The 20,833-nt window shown below is 41.4% G+C and carries 14 protein-coding genes and 1 tRNA gene; 10 read left to right on the forward strand and 5 right to left on the reverse strand.

Annotated features, from left to right (window positions below; all coding sequences use genetic code 11):
- Nucleotides 1-172 precede the first annotated feature (172 nt).
- From B9Y81_RS11900 to B9Y81_RS11915, 4 genes are all read left to right on the forward strand, one after another.
- Nucleotides 173-1,534 carry a TrpB-like pyridoxal phosphate-dependent enzyme gene (locus B9Y81_RS11900; RefSeq protein ID WP_085537137.1) on the forward strand — a complete coding sequence of 454 codons (1,362 nt, stop codon included), beginning with the start codon at nt 173-175 and terminating at the stop codon, nt 1,532-1,534.
- Between the two features lie 86 nt (nt 1,535-1,620).
- Nucleotides 1,621-4,329, forward strand: coding sequence for a DNA gyrase/topoisomerase IV subunit A (locus B9Y81_RS11905; RefSeq protein WP_085537138.1), 2,709 nt, complete (start codon nt 1,621-1,623; stop codon nt 4,327-4,329).
- A 74-nt stretch (nt 4,330-4,403) separates the two neighbouring features.
- A tRNA-Leu gene (locus B9Y81_RS11910) sits at nt 4,404-4,485 on the forward strand.
- A gap of 157 nt (nt 4,486-4,642) precedes the next feature.
- Nucleotides 4,643-5,566 carry a carbohydrate deacetylase gene (locus B9Y81_RS11915; RefSeq protein WP_085537139.1) on the forward strand — a complete coding sequence of 308 codons (924 nt, stop codon included), beginning with the start codon at nt 4,643-4,645 and terminating at the stop codon, nt 5,564-5,566.
- A gap of 644 nt (nt 5,567-6,210) precedes the next feature.
- Here B9Y81_RS11915 and B9Y81_RS15450 read toward each other — a convergent pair.
- Both B9Y81_RS15450 and B9Y81_RS11920 read right to left on the reverse strand, forming a co-directional pair.
- Nucleotides 6,211-6,342: a hypothetical protein gene (locus tag B9Y81_RS15450; RefSeq protein ID WP_262494099.1), complete on the reverse strand. Its 132-nt coding sequence runs from the start codon at nt 6,340-6,342 to the stop codon at nt 6,211-6,213.
- Between the two features lie 13 nt (nt 6,343-6,355).
- Nucleotides 6,356-6,607 (reverse strand): hypothetical protein, encoded by a 252-nt coding sequence (locus B9Y81_RS11920; protein WP_085537140.1) that lies wholly within the window; start codon nt 6,605-6,607, stop codon nt 6,356-6,358.
- 129 nt (nt 6,608-6,736) lie between these two features.
- On the opposite strand from B9Y81_RS11920, the gene B9Y81_RS11925 reads away from it, so the two are divergent.
- Nucleotides 6,737-6,922 carry a sigma-70 family RNA polymerase sigma factor gene (locus tag B9Y81_RS11925; RefSeq protein WP_245832444.1) on the forward strand — a complete coding sequence of 62 codons (186 nt, stop codon included), beginning with the start codon at nt 6,737-6,739 and terminating at the stop codon, nt 6,920-6,922.
- A 39-nt stretch (nt 6,923-6,961) separates the two neighbouring features.
- On the opposite strand, the gene B9Y81_RS11930 is transcribed toward B9Y81_RS11925, so the two are convergent.
- Both B9Y81_RS11930 and B9Y81_RS11935 read right to left on the reverse strand, forming a co-directional pair.
- Nucleotides 6,962-7,510: a DUF4468 domain-containing protein gene (locus tag B9Y81_RS11930; RefSeq protein WP_085537142.1), complete on the reverse strand. Its 549-nt coding sequence runs from the start codon at nt 7,508-7,510 to the stop codon at nt 6,962-6,964.
- 6 nt (nt 7,511-7,516) lie between these two features.
- Nucleotides 7,517-8,764 carry a DUF4468 domain-containing protein gene (locus B9Y81_RS11935; RefSeq protein ID WP_085537143.1) on the reverse strand — a complete coding sequence of 416 codons (1,248 nt, stop codon included), beginning with the start codon at nt 8,762-8,764 and terminating at the stop codon, nt 7,517-7,519.
- A gap of 124 nt (nt 8,765-8,888) precedes the next feature.
- On the opposite strand from B9Y81_RS11935, the gene B9Y81_RS11940 reads away from it, so the two are divergent.
- Complete coding sequence (locus B9Y81_RS11940; protein ID WP_085537144.1) at nt 8,889-9,467, forward strand: NAD(P)H-dependent oxidoreductase; 579 nt, start codon at nt 8,889-8,891, stop codon at nt 9,465-9,467.
- Nucleotides 9,468-9,653: 186 nt separating this feature from the next.
- On the forward strand, nt 9,654-12,683 hold the full coding sequence (secDF, locus tag B9Y81_RS11945; RefSeq protein WP_085537145.1) for a protein translocase subunit SecDF: 3,030 nt from the start codon (nt 9,654-9,656) through the stop codon (nt 12,681-12,683).
- A gap of 181 nt (nt 12,684-12,864) precedes the next feature.
- Here secDF and B9Y81_RS11950 read toward each other — a convergent pair whose 3' ends face one another.
- The gene (locus tag B9Y81_RS11950) at nt 12,865-14,496 is read right to left on the reverse strand and encodes a fumarate hydratase (RefSeq protein WP_085537146.1); all 1,632 of its coding nucleotides are present in this window, start codon (nt 14,494-14,496) and stop codon (nt 12,865-12,867) included.
- Nucleotides 14,497-15,689: 1,193 nt separating this feature from the next.
- Here B9Y81_RS11950 and B9Y81_RS11955 point away from each other — a divergent pair.
- From B9Y81_RS11955 to B9Y81_RS11965, 3 genes are all read left to right on the forward strand, one after another.
- Nucleotides 15,690-17,981, forward strand: a complete 2,292-nt coding sequence (locus tag B9Y81_RS11955; RefSeq protein WP_095996278.1) for a lysyl endopeptidase — start codon at nt 15,690-15,692, stop codon at nt 17,979-17,981.
- Nucleotides 17,982-18,153: 172 nt separating this feature from the next.
- Nucleotides 18,154-19,845 (forward strand): tetratricopeptide repeat protein, encoded by a 1,692-nt coding sequence (locus tag B9Y81_RS11960; protein ID WP_085537147.1) that lies wholly within the window; start codon nt 18,154-18,156, stop codon nt 19,843-19,845.
- 259 nt (nt 19,846-20,104) lie between these two features.
- Nucleotides 20,105-20,806, forward strand: coding sequence for a succinate dehydrogenase cytochrome b subunit (locus tag B9Y81_RS11965; RefSeq protein ID WP_085537148.1), 702 nt, complete (start codon nt 20,105-20,107; stop codon nt 20,804-20,806).
- Nucleotides 20,807-20,833 lie beyond the last annotated feature (27 nt).

The raw sequence follows: 20,833 nt of genomic DNA on the forward strand, positions 1-20,833 counted from the left end.
GGTTACTGCTAAAACCGGCTTGTTAAGCTCAATGTGAAAGACTTGACGGTGGTTGTGAGTCTATTTGTTTGTTTCCGGATTTGAGGGATAGGAATTTTATTTGTTCCTTTGCTTTCAGGTTGTAAGCAGCCGCTGTCTCAAAGGATTATTAATGTAAGCACCAGATATAAAAATGAGTACCAAAAAATTTCTATTACAAGAACAAGACATACCAACCGCATGGTATAATATTGTAGCGGATATGAAAACGAAACCACTTCCTTTTCTTAGCCCACAAACAAAAAAACCTCTTAAAGCTGAAGATCTGTATCCTTTATTCGCGAAGGAGTTAGCTCAGCAAGAAATGAACGAAACAGATGCTTGGATTGAAATTCCGGAAGAGGTTCGCGATTTATATAAGATATGGCGTCCTACACCATTGGTACGTGCTACAGGTTTAGAAAAAGCATTAGATACACCGGCACATATTTATTTTAAGAACGAAAGTGTAAGTCCCGTAGGCTCGCACAAACTAAACTCGGCAATTGCACAAGCCTATTTCTGCAAGAAAGAAGGTGTGACCAATATTACGACTGAAACAGGTGCCGGTCAATGGGGAGCAGCCCTGTCGTATGCGGCAAAAGCGTTCGGGTTAGAATTGGCGGTTTATATGGTAAAGGTGAGCTATCATCAGAAACCCTATCGTCGTTCAATCATGCAAACCTTCGGAGCTCAGGTTATCGCTTCTCCAAGTATGAGTACCAAGGCCGGACGCAAAATATTGACCGATCATCCGAACTATCAGGGTAGCTTAGGTACGGCAATCTCCGAGGCTGTTGAACTGGCAATGCAAACGCCTAATTGCAAATACACATTGGGTAGTGTGTTAAATCATGTGATGCTTCACCAAACAGTGATCGGACTGGAAGCCGAAAAGCAAATGGAAATGGCAGGAGAATATCCGGATGTCGTGATCGGCTGCTTTGGCGGAGGTTCTAATTTTTCAGGCATTACATTCCCTTTCCTTCGTCATAAGCTGACGGCAGGTAAAGATATTCGCATCATTGCGGCAGAGCCCGCTTCTTGTCCGAAGTTAACGCGCGGACAGTTTCAATATGACTTTGGAGATGAGGCAGGCTATACACCTTTGATTCCGATGTTTACGTTAGGACATAATTTTGCACCGGCCAATATTCACGCAGGTGGTTTGCGTTATCATGGCGCAGGTTCAATCGTAAGTCAGCTAAGAAAAGACGGGCTGATGGACGCTGTGGATATCAAGCAATTAGACACCTTTAAAGCAGCTACCCTCTTTGCACAGGCCGAAGGTATTATCCCTGCTCCTGAGTCTTCTCACGCTATTGCCGCCGCTATACAAGAAGCGGAACAGGCAAAATTAGAAGGCAAACCCCGTACTATCTTGTTTAACCTTTCCGGACACGGACTGATTGACATGGCAGCTTACGATCAATATTTATCCGGAGACCTGACCAACTTCGAGCTAACAGATGAGCAGGTGGCCAAGAATCTGGAAGAAGTGGAAAAAATCATCTAACGGAATCGTCATTTTCAATATATGAATTTTGAGGTATTATTCATATATTTGCATGAGAAGTACATAAATGAGCTGCTTATAAATATATGAAACCCGAAAACAATACGGATAACAGAGAAGACGAAACAAACGAACCAGAGTCTGATTTAGATAAAGAAAAAGACGTAACGGGAAATACGCATTCCGAATATAAAATTCCGGGAAAATCCGAGGGAAGATCATCGTATCATCTGTCGGGAATGTATCAGGACTGGTTTCTTGACTATGCTTCCTATGTAATACTTGAACGAGCTGTGCCGCATATTAATGACGGGCTTAAACCCGTTCAACGCCGTATTTTGCATTCCATGAAACGATTGGATGACGGGCGATATAATAAGGTGGCCAATATTGTGGGGCATACGATGCAGTTTCATCCGCACGGGGATGCTTCTATCGGAGATGCCCTTGTGCAGCTCGGTCAAAAAGATTTGTTGGTAGACTGTCAGGGAAACTGGGGAAACATTCTGACCGGAGATGGTGCTGCCGCGCCGCGTTATATTGAAGCGCGCTTGTCTAAATTTGCTCTTGAAACCGTATTTAATCCGAAAACGACATATTGGCAGCTTTCCTATGATGGTCGTAATAAAGAGCCGATCACGCTGCCCATGAAATTCCCTCTGTTACTTGCTCAGGGCGTTGAAGGTATTGCTGTTGGACTCTCGTCTAAAATATTGCCCCACAACTTCAATGAATTGCTTGATGGGTCGATCGCTTATCTTAAAGGGGAGGGTTTCACGCTCTATCCCGATTTCCAGACAGGAGGTTATATAGATGTATCCAAATACAACGATGGGGAACGCGGAGGCTCGGTAAAAGTACGCGCTAAGATCAGTAAGTTGGATAACAAAACATTGGTTATTACCGAAATCCCTTACGGAAAAACGACGTCTTCTATTATTGATTCTATATTGAGAGCAAATGACAAGGGAAAGATCAAAATCCGCAAAATAGACGATAATACCGCACGTGATGTGGAGATATTGATACATCTGGCACCGGGTGTATCCTCAGACAAAACAATCGATGCGCTTTATGCTTTCTCCGATTGTGAAATAAGCATCTCTCCTAACTGTTGTGTGATTCGGGATAACAAACCTCATTTTCTTACCGCAAGTGAAGTATTGAAGCATTCGACGGATCAGACATTGATTTTGCTTCGTACGGAACTTGAAATAGAGAAAAAAGAAAAGGAAGAAGCCCTGTTTTTCGCTTCTCTTGAAAAAATATTTATTGAAGAGCGCATTTATAAAGACAAAGAGTTTGAAAATGCGAAAAACATGGATGAGGCCATCGCCCACATCGACCTTCGGTTAGAGCCATTCAAACCTCAGTTCATTAGGGAAGTAACGCGTGAAGATATCCTTCGCTTAATGGAAATAAAAATGGGTCGTATCCTTAAGTTTAATTCCGACAAAAGCAACGAGTTTATCGCTCAGATATTAGAGGATATTAAAGTGATTGATCAGCATTTGGATACGATCGTTGATTATACAATCAATTGGTTCACCATGCTGAAAGAAAAGTACGGAAAAGCTTATCCTCGTATGACTGAGATAAGAAACTTCGATACGATCGAGGCTACAAAAGTGGCCGAGGCCAACGAAAAACTATACATCAACCGGGCAGAAGGGTTTGTTGGAATGAGTCTGAAAAAGGACGAATACATCTGTAACTGCTCAGATATTGACGACATCATAATCTTCTACCGAAGCGGAATATACAAGGTTGTTAAAGTAAGCGACAAAATGTTCGTGGGCAAAGATGTGTTGTATGTAAATGTATTCAAACGTAACGACAACCGCACGATATACAACTTGATCTACCGGGACGGTAAAGCCGGATTTAACTATATCAAACGTTTCGCCGTGACAGGAATCACACGAGATAAAGAATATGATACAACGAAGGGCACAGACGGCTCCCGTGTACTCTACTTCAGTGTCAACCCCAACGGAGAGGCCGAAACAGTAAAAGTTATATTGAAGCCACGACCACGCCAGAAGCTGCTTCTGTTTGAAAAAGACTTTAGTGAAATTGCGATCAAAGGACGTGGTTCGATGGGTAATATCCTGACCAAAGCAGATATCCACAAAATATCACTAAAACAGAAAGGAAGTTCCACGCTTGGTGGGCGGATGGTTTGGTTTGACAGAGACGTTCTGCGTCTGAATTATGACGGAAGAGGAGAAGAATTAGGCGAATTCTGCAGCGAAGATCAAATACTTGTCGTACTTCGGAATGGAGACTACTACATGACGAGTTTTGACTTAAGTAATCACTATGAAGACAATATTTTGGTGATCGAAAAATTTAATACCAATAAAGTCTGGACTGCCGCTCTTTTTGATGCTGATCAGGGATATCCGTATTTGAAACGCTTCCAAATGGAGGTAGGCAATAAAAAGCAAAACTTCTTAGGCGAAAACAGCGAAAGCCGTTTACTTCTGCTGACAGACGAAACTTATCCACGAATTGAAGTAGTTTTTGGAGGACATGACAGTTTCCGGGAACCACTTGTGATCGATGCCGAAGAATTTATTGCCGTAAAAGGATTCAAAGCAAGAGGAAAGCGAATCACCACATTCGAGATCAACACAATCAACGAACTGGAACCTATACGTTTCCCCGAAATTACTCAACAACCTACTTCCGTTGAAGAAGACAAAGAGGAAGAAGAGGCACAAAGCAACGCTGATATCTTAGATGAAATCACCGGTCAGATGAAGTTATTTGAAAACCCGGGAAAAGAATAGTATTTTCTGTGGATAAAATACTAAAAACATTTGCATAAAAAGAAAAAAGAGCTACCTTTGCACCGCAATCAACAGCGGCTGTGGTGTAATTGGTAGCCACGCCAGACTTAGGATCTGGTGCTGAGAGGCGTGGGGGTTCGAGTCCCTTCAGCCGCACAAGGTTAAATAATCCTCCGATTTTTTCGGGGGATTTTTTTGTTTTCAGGCATTTCAAACATATTCTTTTACCCTTTTCAGGAATCCATACTGTTCTGTTATTTATTTTTAGGTTTTATCAGATTCTTTTCTAATTTTGTTCAAAAAGTAAGACAGTATGAAACGATTATTTTTATTCGCCCTTTGCTTGTTTATTGGACAAGCCGGCTGGTCTCAGAGTCTTGTGGAACGCTTAGGATACAAAGCGACTGATCGGTTATTGATTATCAACAACGACGATGCAGGCATGTGTCATGCAGCCAATCAGGCTTCCATTAAAGGGATGGAAGAAGGACTGATTAGTTCGGCTACAATCATGATGCCTTGTCCTTGGGCTAATGAAATAGTGGAATATGCGCGAATTAATCCGGATAAAGGCTTTGGTGTTCATCTCACTTTGACCGCAGAATGGAAGAACTATCGGTGGGGCACAATCGCGTCACGCGATCAGGTTCCCGGCTTATACGATCCCCAAGGATATATGTGGCGAAGTGTAGAGGAAGTATATCGTTCATCAAATACACAAGAGGCATTAATAGAAGGACGGGCGCAAATTCAAAAAGCGTTAAATGCAGGACTTCCCATAACTCACCTCGACTCTCACATGGGAACTTATCAATATTTGCCGGAGTATATGCACATATATCTGCAATTAGCTGAAGAATTCAACCTTCCCGTGAGAATGCCATCTGCTTCAACAATAAAAAAAATGGGCGCTCCTGCTTTTCGGGATATTTGTAAAGAAAAGGGCATAGTCTGCCCTGATTATTTTACTCATGAAGAGTTTACAAACTATAAAACAGAAAATGTTGAAGAATTCTGGACCAACTACATTAAGAACTTAAAACCGGGTGTTACCGAAATATACATTCATGGAGCTATTGACGGAGATGAAATACGCGCAATCACCGGATCCGCACCAACGCGTGTAAAGGAATTAGCTTTTTTCACCAGCGATAGACTGAAACAACTCATTAAACAAGAGGGCATTATCGTAATCAGCTACCGTCCATTATTAGAACTTCAACGAAAACATAAATAAAACATCAGCAGGTTTAACAAAAGCATAAAAAGCAGTATTAAACCAACAGCCCACATAAAAAGTGCACTGTTATTAATTCCCCAAATCGTACCATTCCGCACAAATCCCAAGGCAAGGATTTAATTTTTTATTGACATTATGTCAATAAAAAACGACAATACTTCATCATATCAGGATATTTTCTTATATTCGCATCGTATTTCATAATATAAATTATCACTTAGTCATTTCCGGAAATGCCGACAGAGGCATACTATAACAAAAGACGCCTCCTTTACACAAGGAGCCGTCTTTCGTTTTTTTTATTTAAAGTTACAGCTCAGATGATATATCCGGGTGGTATATTGTGGACCAACGGTTTTTCCGCTACTACGAATAAAAAATAAATTAAGGGAAGAATAAGACTTTAATTTTGTAGCAAAAGGATCAAAACGTAAATATTGTATATCTATTTTTTCAGAGATATTGATTGATTGTTTCTATACTTTAGATTATTTTTCCGAAAATCATGTAATCCAAAATATTTTTGAAGATCCCCAACAGACAGTTTGAAGAGCTTCAAAACGTTTGTTGAAGAGCCTTGAAATGTCTACTGAAGAGCTTCAAAAAAACAATTAGTCAGAAATCTTCAAAACAGGAACCTTTTATTGTTGTACCTGAAAAGGGACGTTAGCTGTAGAAGCAAAGCCTGTACCATCCAACACATAAACATAAATACGATATTCTCCAGGGTCGTCAATAGAAATATTCAATTTGTTGACATTTGTAGTCTGCACCTTTCCGATTCTATCAGGACGAGGTTCGTAAGCTCCACCTGTTGCTGTTTATGCCAACAACATCCAAATCGGGTGCATATTCAGCAATAAGATCTAATGCTTTTGCATTATGTGAAATAACGGTAGAAGTAAGATGTCGACTGTCAATCAATAGATGAAACCCATCTACTTTTTCAATGATTTCTATTCCTTTTTCTTGTGCATAACCGCATGTTGGCAAAAGTACCGCAAATAGAAGACAACCAAGTTTTATAATTTTTCTCATATTAAAATATTTAATTACTATAGATTATTCCAATGAGTTCAAGCCGGAACAAGGCGTTTACGTCTTCAGTTTTCTTCCTTTTAATCAATTCAAGCCCTTTGTAATAATCAAACTCACGATCAGCGCCTTGTGGAGATAGGAAAAATAAACTCTGCCATAAATAGTCTTCCCCAAAAAACGAAAGTTGCTTTCAAACTTATTCGGGAAGACAATTTAAAGTACAAAGAGGTTTCTGAGATATTAGGGATATCTGTCAAAACCGTTGAGGCTCACGTAACAACTGCTGTCCGGAAGTTACGGGAGGCTCTTAGATGAGAAGCATAGCGAATATTCTTTTGCTTAATGTTCTTTTGCTTAATGTTCTTTTGCTGCGAGATAAACATCATCCAGTAGTCCTTCCACAAAGAAAAATGTAGCATTGCAGAATAGTTCCGGATTTTTAATGGATGGAACTTTATTTCCTTTACCATTATCCGCAATTACTGATTCTGCCGGATAGGTTCTTAGCCGTTTGGCATTGTCGGGATCGTATTGGAAACTCAGATCTTTAACTTCTACTTTATAATTGTTGTCGAAGCAAGATATATACATTTTGTATTTCAGGATAGTTGTTTCCTTTTCGTTTAGCAAAAGTTCTATTCTCGAGCTGATCAAGATAGTTTTCCGTGAATGATTACACGATACATTTGAAATAAAAATATCTTTCCCGTATTCTTCGTTCGCCCATTTGCTGATGGCTTTGTATAATGCGGATTGGGAGGCGTCTTTCATATTTATGTTATCGGTATAACATATTTTTCCCTCTTTTTCCGGGGCGCATGCTTCTGCCTTTCCTTTGTTTCCCTGAGCAAAACAAAGCGCGGGGAGAATAGTTAGTAACAATAATACAATTCCTTTTTTCATAGTTTTTTATTTTATCCAAACATTTATAATTTCACCTACAAACATTTTGTTGACCTGTTTTCCAATCCACTCTTTTCTGACTTCTTCATTCGAGATGGATTCCTGACTCAGGGATTGTGATACCAGTTTTCGACATTCAATTATCATCCACGCTTCGTTGAAGGCTTTACTGCCGGAAGGAGTGGTTACAGGCGTTAATCCTGTTTCTTTTACTTTGTCTTTCTCACGTCCTGAATTACTGCCGCAATATTCCAAAATTGAACGATAGGCTTCCGTATAAAAAGAAAGGGTGTAGGTTTCATATTTTTCCATTAAAGGATACGTATGTCTTGTAGGGTTGATAAAACAGAATGCAGACGGTTTGCTGAAAACATATCCCAAACCTCCCCAACTTGCGGTCATCATATTAAATTCCGTGTCGTTACCGGCTGTGATCAACATCCAGTCTTGCGACAGCATTTTAATGATATTGCCCGGAATATTCTCCGCGGGTATTTGTTTATATCCGCTGAGGCTTCCGCCCGTTGAGTTTTGTATTGGCGTTATGATAGTGGCAGGAGTAGATGGAGTTACGGGAGTAGAAGAGGTTACGGGAGTAGAAGAGGTTACGGGAGTAGTTGTTTCCGTTCCTCCAATAATTACCGGTTGGTTGGGGGGTTGAGGAGCTTTCACTGCATCAACTGCTCCAACAGTCTGGCTATGTACTTGGTTAGAGAACGCTTGTGTCGCATTAGCAAATAACTCATCTACATAATCGATCGTTCCTCTCCTGAATTTCCCATTGATGCGGTTTAGCTTTCCTTTGTTTATAGCAGCCTTATCCGTGATCCATTCTTCGGCGATATATTTTTCCGGCTCGCGTTGGTAGGATACATTATATTCATATCTTATTCCGTTTACTTTCATGTTAAGCTGATTGCCGGAGCAGCTCATTACTACACGAAAAGACATTGTTGCTCTGTCTAAAGCTAACGCAGAACTTGAAAAGACGATATAATCTTCCCCGATTGCCGCGATATCCCCTTTGTCTTTATCCGAGAAAACTACCCGATTATTCTCCCGGCTGAACCGTTCCTTTGCCCAATCCAGCGCCACATCATAAACCTGGTCTTTAGACAACTTGGTAAAGCTGAATGTTTTTTCAAAAACAACTTTGCCTTCAACTTCAGGCACATTGCCTTCCAGGTATTTAGCATCGTCCTGAGCAAAACCGTAAAAAGAGATAAAGAGAAATAATGTAAGTATTTGTTTCATATCCAACCTAAGATTTAAAGATATATCCTAAGCAAACGTAGGAAAAAAAACGGAATATATTAGCGGGTAGCTTATAAGAATACTTATTAGCTTTGTAAAAAAACATAAAACAAATCTGTATGATATGAAAAATATACTGATAATAAATGGGCATCCGGCCAGTAAGAGTTATATCCATGCACTCCAGGAAGCATACAAAAGCGGAGCGGAATCTGCAGGTTACTCGGTAGAAGAGGTAACGCTGTCTGAAATGGATTTTTCGCCCATACTGCAATATGGCTACCGCAAGCGTACAGAGCTGGAACCGGACCTACTAAAAGCCTGGGAGAAAATGCAGAAAGCTGAACATTGGGTTTGGATTTATCCTACCTGGTGGGGTGGCATGCCGGCCTTGCTAAGGGGCTTTATTGAACGGATTTTCCTTCCCGGATTAGCTTTTGAATACCAGGAAAAATCACCGTTTCCAAAGCAACTTCTTAAAGGGAAGACCTCCGAAATTATCACAACAATGGATACCCCCGTGTGGTATTACAAATTCATTTACCGAAACGCGGGAGTGTCGATCCTTAAAAAATGCGTGCTCGGGTTTTGTGGCGTTAAAAACAAACGGGTCACCTACCTTGCTGTTGTAAAGACTTCTACGGAAGAAAAGCGAAACGAATGGCTTTTAGCTGTAAAAAGGCTGGGAATGAGCAAGAAGTAAAGAATGGTTTCGGGATCGTGTTTATTGCAGATTAGAGGCGGCTTACTAAATTCTCGTAAGTATTCAATAAATCGGTGTGAGGCAAATAATTAATGCTTTTATATCGCATAGAAAGAAAAAAAACCTATATTTGCACCCTGTGAAAAAACGAATAATAAAATAATAACATAAACAATAAAGATTCAAATGCAAAACAAAGGATTTGTTAAGGTCTTTGCTACGCTTCTTATGCTTGTTTGTTTGTTTTACCTGTCATTCTCTTTTGTGACCGGACATTACAACAACAAAGCCACTGAGTTTGCAAACGGAGACCCTGTGAAGGAGAGTCAATACCTTGACTCACTATCTACTCAAAAAGTTTGGCTGGGGTATACCCTTAAAGAGTGTCGCGAAAAAGAAATCAGTCTTGGTCTTGACCTTAAAGGTGGGATGAATGTCGTACTTGAACTTAACGTTGCAGACGTTATACGCTCTTTGTCAAACAACAATCAGGATGAAAATTTCAATCAGGCTTTGACATCGGCCTACCAACGTCAGGCTGCAAGCCAGAGAGACTTCATCGATTTGTTTGCTGAAGAATACAAGAAATTAGACCCAAACGTGCGTCTTTCTGCTGTATTCAGCACATTTGAACTAAAAGAAAAAATTACTCCTCAAAGCACCGACGCGCAAGTAATTTCAGTGCTTCGTGATGAACTGAAAAGTGCGATCGATAATTCATTTAACGTTTTACGTACTCGTATTGACCGCTTTGGTGTGGTATCTCCTAACATTCAACGCTTGGAAACAACCGGCCGTATATTGGTGGAACTTCCTGGTGTTAAAGAGCCGGAACGTGTTCGTAAGCTTCTTCAGGGTAGCGCGAATCTTGAATTCTGGGAAACGTATACTTTGCCAGAAATCTATCAAAACTTAGTGGCTGCCGACAATGCGCTGGCTGCTGTTCTGAATACTACGGCTACAACTTCAGAGTCTACCACGGCTACAGAAGAAACAACTACCGAAACTCCTGCTGAAAGCACTACAACTGAAACTGCTGCCGAACCGGTTAACGAAGCAGACTCGCTTCTGGCAGAAATCTCGTCTTCTCAAGACGCTGAAGCAGAACAATCTTTCGAAGCATTCGCTAAAGAGCATCCGCTTTTTGCCCTACTACAGGTTAATCAGTACAACGGACAACTTGCTCCGGGTACGGTTGTAGGTTATGCGCATGTGAAAGACATGGACAAGATCAACGAATATCTTGAAATGAAACAGGTTAAGGATGTACTTCCACGTAATCTGTCCTTGAAATGGGGGGTTAAGGCGATTGATGAAAAAGAAACATTGTATGAGCTATATGCGATTAAAATTACAAACCGTGACGGTACGCCGGCTTTAGGAGGTGACGTAGTTACCGATGCGAATGCAGACTTTGTTCAGCAAGGCGGACGTTCCGAGCAGCAGGTTAGCATGGCTATGAATGCGGAAGGTGCAAAAGCATGGGCTCGTTTAACAAAAGAAAATATTGGAAGACCGGTCGCTATTATCCTTGACGACATGGTGTATTCTGCTCCTAATGTGCAGACAGAAATTACCGGAGGGCGTTCATCTATCAGCGGAAACTTTACTCCTGAAGAAGCGAAAGACCTTGCAAACGTATTGAAATCAGGTAAGATGGCTGCGTCAATTCATATTGTGCAAGAAGACGTTGTGGGTCCTTCGTTAGGTGAAGAAGCAATTAACGCCGGTGTGATCTCTTTCGTTCTTGCATTGATCGTACTTGTTCTTTACATGTGCGTGTTCTACGGATTAATCCCGGGAATGATCGCTAATGCGGCCTTATTTATTAACGTATTCTTCACAATGGGTGTTCTTGCCTCATTCCAGGCTGTACTTACCTTGCCGGGTATCGCGGGTATGGTGTTGACCCTGGCTATGGCAGTGGATGCAAACGTGTTGATCTACGAACGCACAAAAGAAGAGCTACGTGCTGGCAAAACATTGGGCAAAGCGATTGAAGACGGCTATAAGAACGCATTCTCTGCTATTTTTGACGCGAACCTAACTTCAATCATTACGGGTATCGTATTGTTCTATTTCGGTACAGGACCTATCCGTGGGTTTGCTACAACGATGATTATCGGTTTGCTTGCTTCTTTCCTTACTGCCGTGTTCTTGACTCGTATTGTTTATGAGGCATTGATCGCGAAAGACAAGCTAAAGAATGTTACATTCACTACTTCTTTAACTAAGAACTTATTAGTTAACCCTAACTTCAACTTCTTAGGAAAAAGAAAAATCGGATACCTGATCCCGACTGTAATTGTTGCATTGGGTGTTGTTTCAATGATGACAATTGGACTGAACAACGGTATTGACTTTACAGGAGGACGTAACTATATTGTTCGTTTCCATCAAGATGTAAATACGGATGAAGTACGCGATCTGTTGGATGAAAATCTGGAAGGTGCCGTAAGTGTTATTACTATCGGTAGTTCGGATCAGGTACGTATTTCGACCAACTATAAAATCGCTGATAATGATCCTGCTGTTGATGAGGAAATCGTAAATAAAATTTACACAGGACTAAGCTCTTTACTTCCTGACGGAACAACACTAAATCAGTTCAATGATACGTTTGTACAGAGTTCACAAAAAGTAGGACCGAGTATGGCCGACGATATAAAGAATAGCGCGTTCTTTGCTGTTATCTTCTCTATGTTGTGTATGGCCTTATATATTCTTCTCCGTTTCCGCGACGTTGCGTTCTCGGCCGGGGTGTTTGTTTCAGTACTGATGGTTACGCTGTGTATCATATCGTTCTACACATTACTTTGGAAGGTATTGCCTTTCTCAATGGAGGTAGACCAGACATTTATCGCTGCGATCCTTACCATTATCGGTTACTCTATTAACGATACCGTGGTTGTGTTTGACCGTATTCGTGAAACAACGGCTATCTATCCGAAACGTGACCGTTTCCAGGTTATTAACCATGCGTTGAACTCTACATTGTGTCGTACGTTCAGTACTTCATTCTCTACATTCCTTGTAGTATTATGTATATTCATGCTGGGTGGTAGCACAATCCGTAGCTTTACGTTTGCTATTCTGGTTGGGGTTATCTTAGGAAGTTACTCTACCTTGTTCGTTGCTGCTCCTTTAGCATACGAAATTCAGAAGAGAAAGCTTAAAAAGAAAGGCATTGTTCTGGAAGAAGGAGAAATAAAGTAAAAGAAAAAAATATGCTTGAAAAAAGCCTCTGTAGTCAATCGATTACAGAGGCTTTTTTATTGCTGAATGTTATGGGGAGAAAATACGATTAAGGAAGATATTTCCCTACAAAAATACCCCGGTAATCAGCTTTACCTGAAAACCGGGGTATTATTATTTTTTGCGAATAAGTGATTCAACCTTAGCAACAGCGAGGTTTTAGTTGTTTGAAGAAATCGTTTCCTTTGTTGTCAACCAGAATAAACGCGGGGAAATCTTCAACCTCAATCTTCCAGATTGCTTCCATTCCCAATTCGGGATATTCCAGACACTCTACTTTCTTAATACTGTCTTGCGCTAAAATAGCAGCAGGTCCGCCAATACTTCCTAAATAGAACCCACCATGTTTCTTACAAGCGTCGGTTACCTGTTGACTGCGGTTACCTTTCGCAATCATGATTAAGCTGCCGCCGTTTTCCTGAAACAAGTCAACGTAAGAATCCATACGACCGGCAGTAGTAGGACCGAATGAACCGGAAGCCATACCCGTTGGCGTCTTGGCCGGACCGGCATAGTAAATAGGATGATCTTTTACATATTGTGGCATGCCTTCACCCGCATCCAACCGTTCTTTTAGTTTAGCGTGTGCAATGTCACGACCAACAATAATTGTTCCGGACAAAGACAGGCGGGTAGATACCGGATACTTGTCTAACTCTTTCAGGATTTCAGCCATTGGCTGATTTAGGTTGATCTTAACCGCGTTGCCTTCACCAGCCTGACGTAATTCTTCCGGAATCAGGCGACCCGGGTTTGTTTCCATTTTCTCGATCCAGATACCGTCTTTATTAATTTTCGCTTTAATATTTCGGTCTGCCGAGCAAGAAACCCCCATTCCTACCGGACAAGAAGCACCGTGGCGAGGCAAACGAATAATACGTATATCGTGCGCGAAATACTTACCACCAAACTGAGCACCAAGACCCATCTTGTAGGATTCTTCCAGCACTTGTTTTTCCAGTTCAACATCACGGAAAGCACGACCACCCTCATTTCCTGTAGTTGGCAGATTGTCGTAATAATGAGCAGAAGCCAATTTCACCGTTTTTAAATTCGTTTCAGCAGAAGTTCCACCAATCACAAAAGCAATATGATAAGGAGGACAAGCCGCTGTGCCGAGCGATTTCATTTTTTCCACTAAGAAAGGCACCAATGTAGTAGGATTAAGCAACGCCTTGGTTTCCTGATATAAATACGTTTTATTGGCCGATCCCCCACCCTTCGCTACGCAAAGGAATTTATATTCATCCCCTTTTGTGGCATACAGATCAATTTGTGCAGGCAGGTTACAACCCGTATTGATTTCCTTATACATATCCAAAGGCACATTCTGAGAATAACGAAGATTCTCCTCCACATAAGTTTTGTAAACACCTTTAGACAAAGCCTCTTCATCACAACCGGAAGTCCAGACCTGCTGTCCTTTTTTACCGACGATGATAGCCGTTCCCGTATCCTGACAAAAAGGCAATTTGCCTTTAGCAGAAACCTCAGCGTTCCGAAGGAAAGTCAAGGCCACAAACTTATCGTTATCACTTGCCTCAGGATCCGCAAGTATTTTTGCTACCTGCTCCTGATGATCAGGGCGCAGATAAAAAGAAACATCGTGAAAAGCCGCGTTAGCCAATTTAGTTAAAGCCTCAGGTTCAACTTTTAAAATAGTCTTACCCTCGAACTCTACAGTTGAAACATGCTCTTTCGTGAGCAGATAGTACGCTGTATTATCAGCGCCCATAGGAAAAGGCTCCTGATAATTAAAAGGAGGTGTTGCCATATCGCTATATCTTTATTTAGTTAATAATGTTCGCATACAATTAAAGCACGAACAAATCTACTCATAATTTCGCACAAAGCATGAACCCAAACAAAAGACTTTTGACACACATTCATCATCCATTATCTCAGAAAAAAAACGCGCATCCCAATCCCCCACCCAAAAACCCTGTCCCATCCCAACGAACTACCATGCTGTACTTTCATTGATTAACGAAGCCCCATGCAGAGATCTCTCCACTTCGGTCGAGATGACAAGGGAAGGGATGATCGAGATGACAAGGAGGGGTCAGTCGGAATGACAAAGAAGGGAGCCACCCTATAATCATGCCATTAACCATTGTCATCCTGAGCCTGTCGAAGGATCTCATACCGTCTGACTATTATTGAACGAAGCCCCATGCAGAGATCTCTCCACTTCGGTCGAGATGACAAGGGAAGGTCGGTCGAGATGACAGGGGAGGTGGTCACAACAACAAAGAGAGTAGCGGTCCCTATCCGGAAAAGAGCGCGATGCCGCGATAAGCGGCGAGCCGTGAAAAAACCGGCCTCACTGGATGAGCGTTAAAAAAAACACGGAGCGAGAGCGTTAAAAACAAATCGTTGTTTGAGCGTAGCGAGTTTCGATTTGTTTAGCGAGAGCACAGTGTTTTTTAGCGAAGGAAGTGCAGCCTTGATCTTTTTTGCTTCGTTTTTTGGATCAAGCCAAAAAATGAAGTGGGGTCGCAGGGGTGAAACCCCTTAAAACCCTGTCCCATCCGCTGTCATCCTGAGCCTGTCGAAGGATCCCATACCAACAGACTATTATTTAACGAAGCCCCATGCAGAGATCTCTCCACTTCGGTCGAGATGACAGGGAGGTGATTGTCGAGATGACAAGGGAAGGATGGTCGGAATGACAAGGGAAAGGTCGGTCGGAATAACAAAAATTCGTTGCAATCCGGTGAATTTTACCCCTTTTTTCAGGCCAAAAATGAGGCCAAATAACCCCAAAAATCGCCCAAACACAAAGCCCTGTAAATCAAACCATTAAAAACACGAAAAACATAAAGGTTATTTTTGGAAAAATAAAGGATATTTTTTGAAAAATAAAGGATATCTTTTTTTTCATAAAGGATGATGCAATAAAACCCTTCTTAATTCACGATTAAAACGCGGTTTTTTCTCATGTTTCTTTTTATACGACAAAGAAATATGAGAGAACATAATAGTTCAGAAAAAGAAAATTCTATTTTTGTGTTCATGTATTTAAAGCAGGTCATAGTAAAAATTGTTTTATTCTTCGCGTTTTGTATTTCTTTCGCGTTGAAAGCACAAATCAGTCATGGAGGCAGACCACTTCCTTATCTGACTATGAAATCCGTGCCCACCAATATTTTTCAGGAAATGCCGGCTTTTGACATTGATGCCGAAAAGAGAATAGACTCCTTAGAGCAAAATGATTTTCGCGGAGGATTCCGGTTTGCATACAAGTTTATGACCGATTTTTCGCCGGGAAACTCCGGTTACTCCTTTACATTGGCTGATGGAACCAAAGTGTGGAGACTGGGTATCCGCTCTGCCGAAGCCTACTCGATCAATCTGCTTTTTTCAGAATTTGAACTTCCCGTAGGTGCAAAACTGTTTCTTTACACACCGGACCAAAGTCAGGTTTTAGGTGCGTTTAACCATTTAAACAATTCGGAGTACGGATTATTGCCCGTAGCACCCATACAAGGACCTGAAGTAATTATTGAATACCAGGAACCTCCGGGTGTTGATTTTCCGGGTCGCCTCAAAGTAGGCGAAGTGAACCATGCATACCGCGACTTTCGCGGACTTGAACCCGATGATACCCGTCCGGCTTTTGCCTGTATGCCCCCCGTTGTTTGCTGGACAGACACAACCGATAGATACGATGAAATAGCGAGAAGCGTTGTTTTGCTGGTAATAGACGGAACCACAATGTGCAGCGGCACTTTAATAAACAACACGAGCAATGATAAAACCCCTTACCTGTTAACCGCTTCGCATTGCCTGAACAAACAGTTTACAATATCCAATCCGGATTATATAAAAATCGCGAGTACGATAGTCAGCTTCTTTAACTACGAAAGCCCTTTCTGCACCCCTATTTTAAGAGGAACCGAAGAGCTTTCTATGGCGTCTGCCCGGCTCTATGCCGTTAACGAGTTTACCGACATGGCTTTGTTGGGCTTAATGGATATACCGCCGGTTTATTACCAACCCTATTACGCCGGTTGGAACATCACGGAAACACCTGCCGGACCGTATAAAAACATACACCATCCCTGGGGAAGCGTGAAACGGATCAATAACAGCACAACAACAAACCTGGAGTTGCAATCCTATACGAGTATGCCTCTGTTTAATAAAAATTCATTCTGGCATATCGATACATGGGAAAGAGGAAGCACGGCAGGCGGATCGTCCGGTTCGCCCTTACTTGATAGTGAGAACAGAATTATCGGGGCACTTACGGGAGGGAAATCTACCTGCGACAATCCACAGGATGATCTCTTTTACGCCCTGCACAAAAGCTGGACTGCCGGCAATTCAAACGAAAACAATCTGCAACCCTGGCTTGATCCGTCGGGATCCGGCTTGTCAACCTGCCTGGGACTGGATCCTTATGGTGCCGATAAGGCTATAAAACTAAGTAATGTACAGACAAGCGGCAACCGGGAATTGGCTGAAGTTACCCTACTCCCTCAACCGGAAAGCGGGCAACAGTTCGGCGTGAATTCATTACAAACAACGGAGTATGCCGAATCGTATACAATTGCCGGATACGCCGCATTATACGGAGCTTATTTCGTTACCCCTCCTATCCGGAATAACACCAATCTGACAGTCGAAGTTACGATTTATAATACCTCCGGGAACAACACTCCGGGCGAAGTATTATATACGACAGATTTCAAACCTACTTATACAAACAAACTAACTCAAAGTGATGATTTTCAAGAAACAACCAAGCCGCTAAACCGGGCTCAGGAAAGCTTCGTCAAATTTGAAACACCGGTAGCTGTTTCCGATCGTTTCTTTATCGGATATAAAATTACGGCATTTGAGAAAGATTCGTTTGCCGTTTATAATCTTCCCGGCCATGCCACGTCCCAAAACACAGCATGGTTCAAAGCAGAAAACGAATGGAAAGAAAATACGGCGCATCCCTTGAATCCGTTTAAATCATCCCTTTTTATTAATCCGGTTTTCCAAAGAAGCGATCCGCCTACGGCAAATGAAGAGACAATTATTCCGGAAATAAAAGTACACACAGATCGCGAAGAAAAAAAGATAACGATACAACTGCCCGCTGAACTAACCCGTGTGCGCTATGCGCTTTTTTCGGTAGACGGTAAAATAATACAGAACGGCATATTTTCCGAAGAGCGAAATCACCTTTATTTACAACAAAAAGGAGCGTTTATTCTGGCTTTATACTCCGGGAATAAGAAGCAAGTAACAAAGGTTGTTTTATAACGGATTTCAGACGTGAAAGAATCTTATTGATCTTAACACGTCTTAACGTCAAAGTTTTTATCGTATCTTCTTTATTCATAACGAAAAAATATATAGTTTTGCACGTATTGGCAATAGGGATTGGATAGAAGTGAAACAAATAAATAATAACTTTTAAAACTTACATCAGATTATGAACAAAAAGTATTTACTGCCTCTCTTAGTATTGGCTGCGATCGTAACTTTTTCATCTTGCTCGAACAAGTTGAAACCGTTAGCGCAAGAGTACATCAAAGCTGAGCCGCAGCCGTTAGAGGCTATCGGTGGTCAGGTTCCTGTAACTATTAACGCAACATTCCCTGCCAAATGGTTTAACAAAAAAGCCGTTGTTACAGTAACTCCGGTTCTTCGTTATGCGGGTGGAGAAGCTTGGGGAACTGCTTACACTTACCAAGGTGAAAAAGTAGCGGGTAACAATCAGGTAATCCCTCAAAAAGAAGGAGCAAACGTAACAATGAAATCTTCTTTCGCGTACAAACCTGAAATGAAAAAGTCTGAATTGTATCTTACTTTTGACGCAAAGATCAAAAATAAAACAATCAAACTTCCGGATGTAAAAATCGGTGATGGTGTTGTTGCAACTTCAGAATTGGCAAATGCCGCTTCTGCAACTCCTGCTATTGGCGCGGATAAATTCCAACGTATCATCAAAGAAGCTCACAGCGCAAACATCATGTTCCTTATCCAACAAGCAGAACTTCGTTCGAAAGAACTTTCAAAACAAGAAGTTAGCGACTGGAAAGACTTAGTGAAAAATGCAGACGAAGCTCCTAACCAGAATGTAGCGATCGAAATTTCCGCTTACGCTTCTCCGGACGGTGGTGTGAAATTGAATACAGGTCTTGCTGAAAGACGTGAAGGAAACACTTCAAAATTCTTGAACAGAGAATTGAAGAAACAAAAAATCGACGTTCCTGTTGACGCTCGTTACACAGCGCAAGACTGGGAAGGATTCCAGGAATTGGTTTCTAAATCAAACATCCAGGATAAAGACCTTGTTCTTCGTGTTCTTTCTATGTATCAGGATCCAGAACAACGTGAAAATGAAATCAAAAACATTTCAGCGGTATTCAGCACATTGGCAGACGAAATTCTTCCTCAACTGCGTCGTTCTCGCTTAACTGCCAATATCGAAATCATAGGCAAGTCTGACGACGAAATCAGCGCATTGGTAAAAAGCAATCCTAAAGAACTAAGTGTAGAAGAAATCCTTTACGCTGCAACATTGACAAACAATGATGGCGAAAAAGAATCAATCTATAAGAAAGCAAGCGAATTGTATGCAAACGACTTCCGTACTTGGAACAACATCGGTATGCAACGTTTCAAAGCAGGTGATTTAGCAAAAGCTGAAGAAATGTTCAACAAAGCAAACTCAGTAAAAGCTAATCCTGAATCTAACATGAACTTAGGTTTGATCGCTTTAACAAAAGGCGACAAAGCAAAAGCACAACAATTGTTAGGAAGCGCTTCAGGCGTTAACGAATTGAGCGAAGCATTAGGCGTTCTTTATCTGCAACAAGGAGAATACGCGAAAGCGGTTAACTCTTTCGGTTCAATCAAGAGCAACAATGCTGCTTTAGCGCAAATCTTGGTTAAAGATTACAGCAAAGCACAACAAACTTTGGCAGGCGTTGCAAACGCTGACGCAACTACAGATTATCTGAAAGCAGTTGTTGCAGCTCGCACAAACAACTCAAGCGATGTAATCAACAGCCTGAAATCAGCTATCGCTAAAGATCGTTCTTTAGCAAAAGAAGCTGCAGCTGACTTAGAATTCGCAAAATATGTTACTAACGCTGATTTCTCAAGCTTAGTAAAATAAGATAACTCTTTTCAACTAAAAGAAACCGGCATTTCACAACGAGATGCCGGTTTTTTTATTCACGGATGTTATTATTCATCAGATCCTATCCCCCACTATTTTTAACCCCTGCGAATCCCTGTCATATCAACCCTTCCTGATTGCCGAAATATTTCTTTAATCGTTTGTTTGATCCATGTATTTACTCTACCTTTGCGGCAAATCACAAGTGTTGAAGCGCAAATTCTAAATACAATTAAATAACTTAAATTCTTATCTTATGTGGTTACTTAATTCTTCTATCGGGAAGAAGCTGATAATGAGTATATCGGGTCTCTTCCTTATTCTATTTCTGGTGTTCCACTTATGCATGAATATTGCAGCGGTCTTCTCGGAAGAAGCATACAATATGATTTGTGCGTTTTTGGGATCCAACTGGTATGCAGTAGCGGGTACGTTGGTGTTAGCGGCCGGCTTTGTGATCCACATTGTATATGCGATTATCCTTACGCTCCAAAATCGTAAGGCGCGCGGTAATGATCGCTATGCAGTAAACACACGTCCGAAACACGTAGAATGGTCTTCCAAGAACATGCTTGTTTTGGGCTTTATTATTTTAGGCTTCTTAGTGTTACACTTTGCGCAGTTCTGGTATAAAATGATGTTTACCGAATTAATGGGGCATCATGAAATTGAATTGGGCGGAAAAATGGTTGGTACAACAGAAGGTGCTACTTTTATTAAGTACTACTTCAGCCAGCTGTGGATCGTAATTGCTTATTTAGCATGGTATGTCGCTTTGTGGTTCCACCTAACTCACGGATTCTGGAGCGCGCTTCACACAATTGGTTGGAACAATACCATTTGGTTTAACCGTTGGAAAGTGGTTTCAGATGTTTTCGCAACAGTAATTTGCTTAGGTTTCGCGTTTGTTACTATCGCGTTCTATCTAAAGAGCCTTTGCGGAGGTGCTTGCTGTTAATTTCAGGTGTAATCATTCATTGAAAAT

Origin of the sequence: Massilibacteroides vaginae, from assembly GCF_900178525.1 — a bacterium.
Lineage (GTDB): Bacteria > Bacteroidota > Bacteroidia > Bacteroidales > Tannerellaceae > Massilibacteroides > Massilibacteroides vaginae.

Coding starts and splice junctions, on each gene's coding strand:
- secDF (WP_085537145.1), top strand. CDS start 9,654: ATGCAAAACAAAGGATTTGTTAAGGTCTTTGCTACGCTTCTTATGCTT.
- B9Y81_RS11920 (WP_085537140.1), bottom strand. CDS start 6,607: ATGAGAAAAATTATAAAACTTGGTTGTCTTCTATTTGCGGTACTTTTG.
- B9Y81_RS11915 (WP_085537139.1), top strand. CDS start 4,643: ATGAAACGATTATTTTTATTCGCCCTTTGCTTGTTTATTGGACAAGCC.
- B9Y81_RS11965 (WP_085537148.1), top strand. CDS start 20,105: ATGTGGTTACTTAATTCTTCTATCGGGAAGAAGCTGATAATGAGTATA.
- B9Y81_RS11905 (WP_085537138.1), top strand. CDS start 1,621: ATGAAACCCGAAAACAATACGGATAACAGAGAAGACGAAACAAACGAA.
- B9Y81_RS11960 (WP_085537147.1), top strand. CDS start 18,154: ATGAACAAAAAGTATTTACTGCCTCTCTTAGTATTGGCTGCGATCGTA.
- B9Y81_RS11940 (WP_085537144.1), top strand. CDS start 8,889: ATGAAAAATATACTGATAATAAATGGGCATCCGGCCAGTAAGAGTTAT.
- B9Y81_RS11950 (WP_085537146.1), bottom strand. CDS start 14,496: ATGGCAACACCTCCTTTTAATTATCAGGAGCCTTTTCCTATGGGCGCT.
- B9Y81_RS11900 (WP_085537137.1), top strand. CDS start 173: ATGAGTACCAAAAAATTTCTATTACAAGAACAAGACATACCAACCGCA.
- B9Y81_RS11935 (WP_085537143.1), bottom strand. CDS start 8,764: ATGAAACAAATACTTACATTATTTCTCTTTATCTCTTTTTACGGTTTT.
- B9Y81_RS11955 (WP_095996278.1), top strand. CDS start 15,690: ATGAGAGAACATAATAGTTCAGAAAAAGAAAATTCTATTTTTGTGTTC.
- B9Y81_RS11930 (WP_085537142.1), bottom strand. CDS start 7,510: ATGAAAAAAGGAATTGTATTATTGTTACTAACTATTCTCCCCGCGCTT.